Origin of the sequence: Sphingobium sp. PNB (genome assembly GCF_019873065.1) — a bacterium.
Taxonomy (GTDB): domain Bacteria; phylum Pseudomonadota; class Alphaproteobacteria; order Sphingomonadales; family Sphingomonadaceae; genus Sphingobium; species Sphingobium fuliginis.
Map to the genome: position 1 here is coordinate 1 of NZ_JAINEZ010000129.1, position 10,826 is coordinate 10,826.

13 protein-coding genes are annotated in these 10,826 nt (G+C 66.2%); 9 read left to right on the forward strand and 4 right to left on the reverse strand.

Going from position 1 to position 10,826, the window contains the following annotated elements; all coding sequences use genetic code 11:
* Positions 1-240 precede the first annotated feature (240 nt).
* From fliD to queE, 8 genes are all read left to right on the forward strand, one after another.
* Positions 241-1,686, forward strand: coding sequence for a flagellar filament capping protein FliD (fliD, locus tag K7W03_RS25185; RefSeq protein WP_222887623.1), 1,446 nt, complete (start codon positions 241-243; stop codon positions 1,684-1,686).
* A gap of 21 nt (positions 1,687-1,707) precedes the next feature.
* On the forward strand, positions 1,708-2,106 hold the full coding sequence (gene fliS, locus K7W03_RS25190; RefSeq protein WP_025548545.1) for a flagellar export chaperone FliS: 399 nt from the start codon (positions 1,708-1,710) through the stop codon (positions 2,104-2,106).
* A gap of 161 nt (positions 2,107-2,267) precedes the next feature.
* Entirely contained in the window at positions 2,268-3,458 is a 1,191-nt protein-coding gene (locus K7W03_RS25195; protein WP_222887625.1) for an aspartate aminotransferase family protein, read from the forward strand.
* A 40-nt stretch (positions 3,459-3,498) separates the two neighbouring features.
* On the forward strand, positions 3,499-4,428 hold the full coding sequence (argF, locus tag K7W03_RS25200; protein ID WP_222887627.1) for an ornithine carbamoyltransferase: 930 nt from the start codon (positions 3,499-3,501) through the stop codon (positions 4,426-4,428).
* 240 nt (positions 4,429-4,668) lie between these two features.
* Positions 4,669-5,577, forward strand: coding sequence for an Hsp33 family molecular chaperone HslO (locus K7W03_RS25205; RefSeq protein WP_025548542.1), 909 nt, complete (start codon positions 4,669-4,671; stop codon positions 5,575-5,577).
* A gap of 86 nt (positions 5,578-5,663) precedes the next feature.
* Positions 5,664-6,062 carry a DUF3617 domain-containing protein gene (locus K7W03_RS25210; RefSeq protein ID WP_082166205.1) on the forward strand — a complete coding sequence of 133 codons (399 nt, stop codon included), beginning with the start codon at positions 5,664-5,666 and terminating at the stop codon, positions 6,060-6,062.
* Positions 6,063-6,109: 47 nt separating this feature from the next.
* Entirely contained in the window at positions 6,110-6,802 is a 693-nt protein-coding gene (gene queC, locus K7W03_RS25215; RefSeq protein ID WP_025548540.1) for a 7-cyano-7-deazaguanine synthase QueC, read from the forward strand.
* Positions 6,803-6,806: 4 nt separating this feature from the next.
* Entirely contained in the window at positions 6,807-7,454 is a 648-nt protein-coding gene (gene queE / locus K7W03_RS25220; RefSeq protein WP_025548539.1) for a 7-carboxy-7-deazaguanine synthase, read from the forward strand.
* Between the two features lie 148 nt (positions 7,455-7,602).
* Here queE and K7W03_RS25225 read toward each other — a convergent pair whose 3' ends face one another.
* The 3 genes from K7W03_RS25225 to lipB all read right to left on the reverse strand — a co-directional run bounded on the left by K7W03_RS25225 (position 7,603) and on the right by lipB (position 9,469).
* Complete coding sequence (locus tag K7W03_RS25225) at positions 7,603-8,322, reverse strand: hypothetical protein (RefSeq protein WP_222887629.1); 720 nt, start codon at positions 8,320-8,322, stop codon at positions 7,603-7,605.
* A 75-nt stretch (positions 8,323-8,397) separates the two neighbouring features.
* Positions 8,398-8,688, reverse strand: coding sequence for a hypothetical protein (locus tag K7W03_RS25230; RefSeq protein ID WP_222887632.1), 291 nt, complete (start codon positions 8,686-8,688; stop codon positions 8,398-8,400).
* A 61-nt stretch (positions 8,689-8,749) separates the two neighbouring features.
* On the reverse strand, positions 8,750-9,469 hold the full coding sequence (gene lipB, locus K7W03_RS25235; protein WP_222887634.1) for a lipoyl(octanoyl) transferase LipB: 720 nt from the start codon (positions 9,467-9,469) through the stop codon (positions 8,750-8,752).
* 85 nt (positions 9,470-9,554) lie between these two features.
* Here lipB and K7W03_RS25240 point away from each other — a divergent pair, with 85 nt between their 5' ends.
* Positions 9,555-10,343, forward strand: coding sequence for a hypothetical protein (locus tag K7W03_RS25240; RefSeq protein WP_222887636.1), 789 nt, complete (start codon positions 9,555-9,557; stop codon positions 10,341-10,343).
* On the opposite strand, the gene K7W03_RS25245 is transcribed toward K7W03_RS25240, so the two are convergent.
* A partial coding sequence (locus tag K7W03_RS25245) for a GNAT family N-acetyltransferase (protein ID WP_222887638.1) occupies positions 10,325-10,826 on the reverse strand: 502 nt, incomplete at its 5' end. The genes K7W03_RS25240 and K7W03_RS25245 overlap by 19 nt on opposite strands.

Consider the following 10,826-nt stretch of genomic DNA (forward strand, 5'->3'; position numbering starts at 1 on the left):
CTGGCGCGGCATCTGCGCTGTTTTGCAACGGCTAAGCTGGAAGCTCGCTGCGCTCGCGCCCACCCCTAACCCCTCCCGCTTGCGGGAGGGGAATGTCTTGGATTGGCCAATCCAAGACATTTCGAAATTCGTCCACGCGCCTGGATGTTGCGTCGGTGAGGTGGGCTCCTGCCTGCCCCCTGAAAATCATTCCTAAAGGTCTTCGCGCTAGGGCCGTTCTCTCTCTTGAAAGGACGGCCAATGACTTCGGTGAGCAGCAGCATCTTGACGGCGCTAGGCGCGGGATCGGGCATCGACACCGCGTCGCTCGTCTCCAGCCTGGTCAGCGCCACCAAGGAACCGCGCCAGACGGCCATCACCAGTCGGCAGACGCTGAACACCGCGCGGATTTCCGCCCTGGCGTCGGCCTCCAGTTCGCTCGACACCTTTGCCGATGCGCTGAACAGCCTGCTCGCGGGCACCGGCTATTCGGGCGCGCCGGCTTCCAACGACCCCAGCATCGCTTCGGTCAGCTCGCTGCCCGGCGGCACGCCGACTGGCCTTCCCGCGCAGATCGAAGTGCGTAACCTGGCGACCAGCCGGACGCTGGTGTCGGCGGTCAACGCGAACACCGATGCGGCAAGCGGCGCGGCGGCGACCGTGGGCACGGGCACGCTGATGCTGAAGGTCGGTTCCGGCGCCGCGGTTCCCGTCACCATCACCTCGGCCAACAACAGCTATGCCGGCCTTGCCGCCGCCATCAATGCGTCCGGTACCGGCGTCACCGCCTCCGTCATAACCGATTCGCAGGGCACCCGCCTGATGATGAAGGGGCCGACCGGTGCGTCCAACGACATCTCGCTGACGGTTTCTTCCTCCACCCCCGATGCCAGCGGCGCGTCCCTGGACCAGTTCGCCTGGACCAAGGCCAGCGTCCCGGCCGGCAGCACCATGGCCAGCGCCGCCGACCCGGCGGACGCGGTGATCCTGCTCGACGGCGTGGAGCAGCATTATGCCGGCAACACCATCGACGGCGCGATCCCCTATCTGCGCATCGACCTCAACAAGGCGGCGCCTGGGACCAGCGTCACGCTCGCGACGACCGAGCCGACCACGTCGATGCGCGACCTGATGGTCGAATTCGTCGACGCCTACAACACGCTGATGAAGGCGCTGAACACCGCCACCTCCACCGGCACGGACTCGTCCAATGCGGGCGTGCTGAACGGAGAATCCTCGATCCGCGACATGAAGCGGCAGCTTTCGCAGATGGTGTCGGCCCAGCTCAGCAGCACCGGCGCCTACAAGACGCTGAACGACCTGGGCGTCAGCACCAATCGCGACGGTACGCTGTCGCTCGATACCAAGGCGCTGGACAAGGCGATCGCGGCCGATCCGAAGGCGATCACGCAATTGCTGAACCCGTCGGTCAAGACCGCCACGAATATCGGCCTTGCCGGCCTGATGGACAGCGTGCGCGACAATATCAAGAAGGATGGCGGACCGCTCGCCACCACGCAGGACAAATATGAGAAGCTGGCGAAGGATCTGACGGATCAGCTCGACAAGCTCGATACCCAGATGACCAACTATCAGGAACAGCTCACCAAGGTCTATTCGGCCATGGAAACGCGTCTGTCGGCGTTGAAGGCGACGCAAAGCTATCTCCAGCAGCAGGTCGCCCTCTGGACCAAAAACGACAATTAATACCGAAAGGGTCGGAATATCATGTTCTACAATCATGGCGGGTTCGGCGGCACGGCGGCGGCGCGGCGCTATGCGGCGGTCCATTCGGGCAGCCGGATCGAGGGTGCGACGCCCCACGCGCTGGTCAAGGTGCTGTTCGACGAGCTGCTGCTGGCGCTGGATGCCGCCGCGCTGGCGGAACGCAATGGCGACCGGCTCAAGGTTTCCGACAAGCAGGCCCGCGCCATGTCGATCCTCTTCGCGCTGGAATCGAGCCTCGATTTCGACAAGGGCGGAGACATCGCCACTGGCCTCGCCCAGATCTACCGCGAAGCGCGGCGCCTGCTGCTCGTCAGCGCCAAGGAGCATGATGCCGCGCCGGTGGAGCAGGCCCGCCTGATGATCGGCGAGATCGCGGAGGCGTGGAACCAGATCGGCTGAAGGCGTCCGTCATCCCGGCCTTCGCCGGATGACGGCATGTTGCACGGGGTTGCGCCTTCAAAGGCGCGCTTGTATAGGCAGCGCTCGCAAAGGGCGGCCCGGCGGGGGCCGCCTTTTTGCGTTTCGGACTTTGTTTGCATCAGCCCAGAAAGGGAAGGACCATGTCGATTACGCCGCTCATGCCCGTTTACCCCCGGTGCGATGTACGCCCGGTCCGAGGCGAGGGCTGCTATCTGATCGGGGAACGCGGCGAACGCTATCTGGATTTCGCCAGCGGCATCGCGGTCAACCTGCTGGGCCATGGCCATCCGAAGCTGGTCAAGGCGATCGCGGATCAGGCCGCGACGCTGATGCACACGTCGAACCTCTACGGCATGCCGCTGGGCGAGAAATTCGCGCAGCGTCTGGTCGACACGACCTTTGCCGATACGGTGTTCTTCACCAATTCGGGCGCGGAAGCGGTGGAATGCGCGATCAAGACCGCGCGCCGTTACCACTATGCCAATGGCGAGGCGCACCGGCACAAGATCATCAGCTTCGACAACGCCTTCCATGGGCGGACGCTGGGGACGATCTCCGCTACCAGCCAGCCCAAGATGCGCGACGGTTTCGAACCGCTGCTGCCCGGCTTCACCGTGGTGCCGTTCAACGATCTGGAGGCCGCGACGGCCGCCGTCGATGAGAACACCGCCGGTTTCCTGGTGGAAACGGTGCAGGGCGAAGGCGGCGTGACGCCGGCGACGCAGGAGTTTCTGAGCGGCCTGCGCAAGCTGTGCGACGACCAGGGCCTGCTGCTGATCCTGGACGAGGTGCAGTGCGGCTATGCCCGCACCGGCACCTTCTTCGCCCATGAGCAATATGGCCTGACCCCCGACATCATGGCGGTGGCCAAGGGCATCGGCGCTGGCTTCCCGCTGGGCGCCTGCCTCGCGACCGAGGAAGCGGCCAAGGGCATGGTGTTCGGCACCCATGGGTCGACCTATGGCGGCAATCCGCTGGCCATGGCCGTCGGGCTGACCGTGCTGGACGAAGTGCTGGGCGAGGGTTTCCTCGACCATGTGAAGGGCATCGGCGCGCGCCTGCGTTCGGCGTTGGAGCAGCTTATCCCCAATCACGACATGTTCGAGGATGTGCGTGGGCTGGGCCTGATGCTGGGCGTGAAGCTGAAGAGCGACTATGACGCCCGCGAGTTCGTGGCGCATCTGCGCGACAATCACGGCCTGCTGACCGTGTCGGCGGGGCAGAATGTCGTGCGCATCCTGCCGCCGCTCGTGATCGAGGAAAGCCATGTCGCGGAATGCGTCGAACGGCTTTCCGCCGGGGCGCGGAGCTTTGCGGAGGCTGCGGCCTGAATTAATCTCCGTTCGCCCGAACGGGTTGAGGGGGTTCCTCATGACCAATCATTTCCTGAATCTGAGTGACGCCGGCGGCGATGCGATCGCCGCCATGATTGCCGACGCCATCGACCGGAAGGCCGCGCGCAAAGCTTGGCCCAAGGGCAAAGCGGATGCGGATGCGCCGCTCGCCGGTCACACGCTGGCGATGATCTTCGAGAAGAATTCGACCCGCACCCGCGTGTCGTTCGACATGGCGATCCATCAGTTGGGCGGCACATCGCTGATCCTGGACGGCGCGACCAGCCAGCTTGGCCGGGGCGAGACGATTGCGGACACCGCCCGCGTGCTGAGCCGCATGGCCGACGCCATCATGATTCGCACCGACGATCATGCGAAGATCCAGGAAATGGCGCATTACGCCAGCGTTCCGGTGATCAATGGCCTGACCGACCTGTCGCACCCCTGCCAGATCGTCGCCGACCTGCTGACCGTGGTGGAGCATGGCGTGGCATTGCCCGGCAGCCAATGGGCATGGCTGGGCGACGGCAACAACGTCCTCCATTCCATCGTCGAGGCGGCGGGCCTGATGAAGTTCGGCGTGCGCATCGCCGTGCCGGAGGGCTATGACCCCGACCCGTCCTTCGAAGCGGAGGCGCAGGCCCGTGGCGCCACCATCCTGCGCACTCGCGATCCGCAGGCGGCGGTGGCCGGCGCGGACATCGTCGTCACCGACACCTGGATCTCCATGGGCCAGGCCCATGCCGAGGAGAAGCTCAAGGCGATGATGCCCTATCAGGTGACGCCGGAACTGATGGCGCTGGCGAAGCCCGCGGCGAAGTTCCTCCATTGCCTGCCCGCCCATCGCGGCGAGGAAGTGGTGGAAGCGGTGATAGACGGGCCGCAATCGGTGATCTGGGATGAGGCGGAAAACCGTATCCATGCGCAGAAGTCGGTGCTGCTCTGGGCGTTGGGCCGGCTTGGTTGAGTTTGGGGCTCCTGCGCGGCCAGGAGCCCGGTCCCGCCCTCCGCAGATTATCGCATCGCCTGAACCGGGTTCCCTGCCGGCGCAGGAGCACGACCTGTCCCAAGGAGCGGAGCGCGATCAGACCGTCCGCATCCCACCGATCAAGCCCAAACCCAAGTCCATTTGCATGCCCGGGCATCGCAACCTATCTAAGCGCCTTTGCATGATCGGCGCGCCCCGGCGCGCCGCACGGAGCCTGACTTGACCTCTTCCGCTACCCTTGACCAGGCCCTTGGCTTCACCATCCCCTCCCGCCACGCGCGCGGGCGGATCGTGCGGCTGGGGCCGGTGCTCGACGATGTCCTTGCCGCCCATGCCTATCCGCCCCAGATCGAGCGGCTGCTCGCCTCCGCATTGGTGCTGGCGGCGTTGCTCGGCTCGACGCTCAAGGATGCGGGCGGGCAGCTCACGCTTCAGGCGCAGACCGAAAATGGCGTCGTCAGCCTGCTGGTGGCGGACTATAAGGGCGGCGAGGTGCGCGGCTATGCCAAGTTCGATGCCGACCGGCTGGCCGAACTGGGCCCCGATCCGACGCTGTTCGGCCTGTTCGGCAAGGGCTATCTCGCCATCACCTTCGACCAGGCGGTGACCGGCGAGCGCTATCAGGGCATCGTCCCGCTGGACGGCGAATCGCTTGCCGATGCGGCGGAACATTATTTCTTCCAGTCCGAACAGATCCCCAGCATCATCCAGATCGCCACGCGCCACGACGCGGGGGAGGGGTGCCTTGCCGCCGGCCTGCTGCTCCAGCACCTGCCCGAGGGGGAAGTCGGGCGGGAACGGCTGCATGTCCGCCACGATCATCCGGAATGGGAGCATGTCCAGGCGCTGGCCCATACGCTCAAGGACGCGGAACTGACCGACAACGCGCTGCCGCTGTCCGACATCGTCTGGCGGCTGTTCCACGAAGAGGAGGAGGTGCGCGTCACCGATCCCACGGCGCTCAGCAAGGGGTGCCGTTGCGACCTCGATCATATCCGCAGCGTCATCGGCCGCTTTCCGGCGGCGGAGCGGGCGGACATGGCGGATGATCAGGGCATTATCGGCGTGGATTGCGCCTTCTGCTCGCGTCTTTTCCCGGTCGCGCTCGCCAGCTTCGCGGAGGAATGAGCGGGCGCGCTCCTTCTTGCTATCAAATTGCCGCAATTGACGCGCAAGGCTGATCTGGATCAGTAACGATCGACAGGGGGATCGGAATGGTGGCAAAGCGGCGCGCCCTTGGCGCGGCGGCGATGATGATGGCGGTTTCTGCCGTGCAGGCGGCGGCGCCCGCGTCACGCCTGCCCAAGGGACTGGAGACGGGTGAATGGGAATTGCGCGGGCGGGGCGAGGATGGCGCCGCGCGCAAGCTCTGCGTCTCCAGCCTCAGCCAGCTTCTGCAAAGCCGCCACGCTGGCCATGCCTGCAAGAGCTTCACCGTCAGCGATGTCGCCAATCGGCTGGTCGTCACCTATGAATGCGGCGCGGCGGGCAATGGGCGGACGGACCTGCGCGTCGAAACGTCCCGGCTGGTGCAGATCCAGTCGCAGGGCATTGCCGACGGCGCGCCCTTCGCCTTCGCGCTGGAGGGCCGCTGGCTCGGCGCCTGCCATTAGGCGCGACCGGCTTGCGCTGACGCGTCGGGAGGCGTAGCGCGGCGCTCATGGTTGCCCATAATGGAAAATTCGCTGTCGTCCTGCTGTCGGGCGGGCTCGACTCCATGGTGGCGGGCGGGCTGGCGCGCGAGGCCGGTTATCGCCTGTTCGCCCTGTCGATCGACTATAATCAGCGCCACCGGCTGGAATTGCAGGCGGCGGGTCGAGTCGCGTCGGCGCTGAACGCGATCTCGCATATCGTGCTGCCGCTGGACCTGACGGCCTTTGGCGGGTCTGCGCTCACCGCGGACATTGCCGTGCCCAAGGGCGGCGTCGGGACCGGCATTCCCGTCACCTATGTGCCCGCGCGCAACACCATATTCCTGTCGCTGACCCTGGGCCTGGCCGAGGTGGCGGGCGCGAACGACGTGTTCATCGGCGTCAATGCGCTCGATTATTCGGGCTATCCCGATTGCCGGCCGGAGTTCATCGACGCCTTTCAGAAGATGGCCGCGCTCGCCACCAAGGCAGGGGTGGAGGGGAATCCGGTCCGGATCAATGCCCCGCTCCAGCATATGAGCAAGGCGGACATCGTGCGCGAAGCCTATCGGCTGGGGCTGGATACAGGGCTGAGCTGGTCCTGCTACGATCCGACGCCGGACGGCAGGCATTGCGGCCTGTGCGACAGTTGCCGCCTGCGGTCCAAGGGTTTCGTGGAGGCCGGCCTGCCCGATCCCACCGACTATGCGGTGAAGCCCTGACGCCATGAGCTACGCCGTCAAGGAAATGTTCCTGACCCTTCAGGGCGAGGGCGTCCATGCCGGTCGCCGGGCGGTCTTCCTGCGCTTTGCCGGTTGCAACCTCTGGACCGGGCGGGAGCAGGACAGGGCAAGCGCCGTCTGCCGCTTTTGCGACACCGATTTCGTCGGCACCGACGGCGATGGCGGGGGCAGGTTCGCGGATGCGGACGGTCTGGCCGAGGCCGCGCTCGCCTTTTGGGGCGAGGGGCGGGAGGGGCGGTATATCGTGCTGACCGGCGGGGAACCGATGCTCCAGGTGGACGATGCGCTGGTCGATGCGCTCCATGCGCGCGGCTTTGCCATTGCGATCGAGAGCAACGGCACCTTACCCGCGCATCCGGGGCTGGACTGGGTCTGCATCAGCCCCAAGGCGGGCAGCGAGGTGGTCCAGCGCAGCGGCAATGAGCTGAAGCTGGTCTGGCCGCAGCCGGGGCGGGGGCACAGCCTGGCGGATGTCGAGGATATGGAGCGCTGGGCCTTCGATCATTGGCTGGTGCAGCCGCTGGACGATCCGAAGGCAGCGGAAAACGCGCGGGCGGCGGTGGATCTGGTGATGGGGCGGCCCCGCTGGCGGCTCAGCCTCCAGTCGCACAAATATCTGGGATTGCGCTGAGGGCCGTGGCCTGCCTCAGGGGAAGCTTCCATCCTGGAGCGATGAAAACCGCTCTGGTCGCTGAAAACTGTCGCTGACGTCGCGCCGGCCCACCCCCTTGCCTCCTTCCGCTTGCGGGAGGAGGAATGTCGTGGATTGGCGCCGTTGCCTAAGGCTGGACGCCGATCTTCTGATTCCATGCGAACTGGCACGCGGGCAGCATCTTGCCCTTCTTCCAGCATTTGGGGTCGAAGGACGGCAGGGTCAGCGAATAGCTGCGTCCCGGATCGCCGTAAAATTGCTCGCCCGCCAGGACCAGCGACTTCTTGATCGACCCCAGTCCGTTGCGCGCCACATCGTTCAGCGTGCCCCGCTGGGCAAAGATCGCCTGCCGTCCGACCAGCGCCGCCGCCTGGCAGAAGCCGCGTTGCGCCTGCACCGTCGAATAGCCGGAATAGATGCGCGTGCCATATTGGTCCGATGCCATCTGGCCGGGCTTGCCCTTGCCGACCGTCCGCTGGAAATAGCCGAGCAGCGTCGTCTGCGCGGCGTCCAGTTCGGCGTCATGATGGGCGATCATGGCGTTGTAATTGCTGATCGACAGCAGGGTCGGCTCAAACTGGCATTGCAGGGCCGCGACGTTCAACGCCGCGCGCAGGTTCCACACCAGCCCGGCCTTGACCTCCGCCGCGGTCGCGCCCGGCAGGCCCAGCGCGGTCGTGGCTTCGGCGTCGGTCAGGGGCGGGGTCGAGAAATCGGGCGGCGACCAGAAGAATTGCGCGGCGGCCGGCTGCGCCATCAGCGCCGCCGCCGTCATGGCCAGCCCCAGCACGACCCGGCGTCCAAGGGATCGGTGCCCAATGGAACGGCCCACATAACGCAATGTCATTGAAATCCCTCTTTGTAACGAGCGCTGCGAACTATCTCCCGCCCGTCTGTATCATGCCTGAACGCGGACGCCAGCCTATTGATCCGACAGCACTTCGGTATCGGCCGCGGGCTTGCCCTCGCTCTCATTCTTCGCCGCCGCCGGAGCGGTCGCATTGTCGCTGCGGTTGGCGGGAAGCGCGACGGCCACGCCCTCGCTCTGCACCCCGTCCAGATCGGTCATGGCGTCGGTGGCGGTGCCGTCGACCACTTCCAGATTGTTCATCGGGACGGCGGTGCCGCTTTCCTTCTTGCTGCCGCATCCGGCCAGCGCCATGCAGCCGGCCGAAACCAATATTGCCATTGTCGTCTTGACGTCAGGACGCATCCGGGTCTCCTAAAGCGTTGCAGCATGCCCGGCAGCCCCCCACCTGGCGAAAGCCGCGACCCTAGCGGCCCGTCCCGCATTGCTCAACCCCCGCTCCATCTGCCGCCGGGCACCGGCGCAGGCGGCCGAGAAAGGCCGGGAAATGTCGGGCAAGCGCCGAGTCCAGCTCGGTCATCGATGCCTTCACGCCCAGCGCGGCCATGCTCGTCACAGGATATTCGGCCAGGCCGCACGGCACGATGCCTCCGAAATGGGACAGGTCGGGATCGACATTGATCGAAAAGCCATGAAGCGTGATCCAGCGCCGCACCCGGATGCCGAGGGCGCCGATCTTCGCCTCCCGCCCCTGGGCATCGTCGGTCCAGATGCCGATCCTTCCCTCCGCGCGCCGGGCCGCTATGCCGAAATCGGCTAGCGCATCGATCATCCATCCCTCCAGGTGATGGACGAAATTGCGCACGTCCTTGCCCCGATTGCGCAGGTCGATGTTGAGATAGCTTATGCGCTGGCCCGGCCCATGATAGGTATAGCGTCCGCCGCGCCCCGCATCGTGCACCGGAAAGCGCGGGTCGAGCAGTTCGGCCGGATCGGCGCTGGTTCCGGCCGTGTAAAGCGGCGGATGTTCGAGCAGCCAGACCCGCTCTGCGGCCTGCCCCTCGAAGATCGCGGCGGCCCGGCCCTCCATCTCGGCCAGCGCCCGGGGGTAGTCGACGGGCGCGCTTTCCACGCGCCATTCCACGCTGGGGGCGGCAGGGGCTTGGGCTGGGGATGGCGAGGACATGGCGCTTCCTTGACTTGGGCAGAGCGAGCGATCAAGTCTCCTCCGCGATTTTCAGAGCATCGGGTAGAGAACAGGGCGTAGAGATATGGCGACAATGTCCATTGGCAAGGCGTGGGAGGAGGCGGTCGCCTTCGTCGCGCGCGAAAGCAGCCTGCTGTTTCCCGTCGCCCTGCTGTTCGTCGCCCTGCCGGGCCTCATCCTGCAGGAGATGACGCCGCCGGAACTCGCCAAATGGAACCTGTCGGAAACCACCATGCCGCAGGTGCCGGGCAGCTTCTGGCTGGCGATGATGCTGGCGATGATCATCATCGGGTTCGGATCGTTGACCCTGTTGGCGCTCGCCCTGCGCCCGGGCATCAGCGTGGGAGAGGCGCTGCGGCTGAGCTTTGCGCGGCTTCCGGTGCTGCTGGGCGTGGCGCTGGTGGTCGCCGGTTTCCTGGCCGGCGCGGTGATCGCCGCCACCCTGGCGGTGACGATCCTGTCGCTCATCGCCAAGCCTCTCGGCGCGACGCTGGCGCTGCTGCTCGGCGCGGGAGTGGTGGCCGTCACCATCTTCGCGAGCGTGCGGCTGCTGTTGCTCAATCCCGTGGTGATCGACGGGACGGCGGGCGTCATGGCGTCGCTGCGCCATGGCTGGGCGCTGACCAGGGGGCATTTCTGGCGGTTGTTCGGCTTTATCGTGGCGCTGACGCTGTTGTCCGCCATTGTCGGCGGCGCGGCGCAGGCGGTGTTCGGCCTGATCGGGACGTTGATCGGCGGTCCGACGGGCGGGCGGCTGATCGGCGGCGTGGCTGCCGCTGTCGTGTCGACGGTGGTGCAGGTCTATATGCTGGTGATGCTGGCGCGGCTCTATCGTCAGGCGGAGGGCAGCTGACCCAGCACCGGCACATGCGGCGCGGCGTCGGGCGACAAAAGCCCCGCAAGTCGCGGATCGGCGAAGATTTCCACTTCACGCCTGTAGGGCACGAAGCCCGCCTTGCGGTAAAATCCCAGCGCCGCGGGGCTGTCGAGCGTGCAGCTATGCACCCAGAAGCGCGTGACTTCCCTGCGCCAGGCCAGCGCCTTGGCCTGCGCCATCAGCCATCGGCCCAGACCCTTGCCGGTCAGTTCCGGGATCAGTCCGAAAAAGGCCAGCTCACAATCGGGCAATGAACGGAAGTCGAGTTCCAGCAGCCCCACCTCCACGCCCCGGGGATCGGTGACGGCATAGACCTCGACCGCGGGATCGTGAATGATCGCGCTCAGCGCGGCGTCGTCCATCACCAGGCGGGAGAACCAGAGCCACGGCTCCCCCACGCGCCGGAACAGCGCGCGATAGGCCTCTGGCGTCGGCGCCTTCCATGGCACCAGCCGCAAC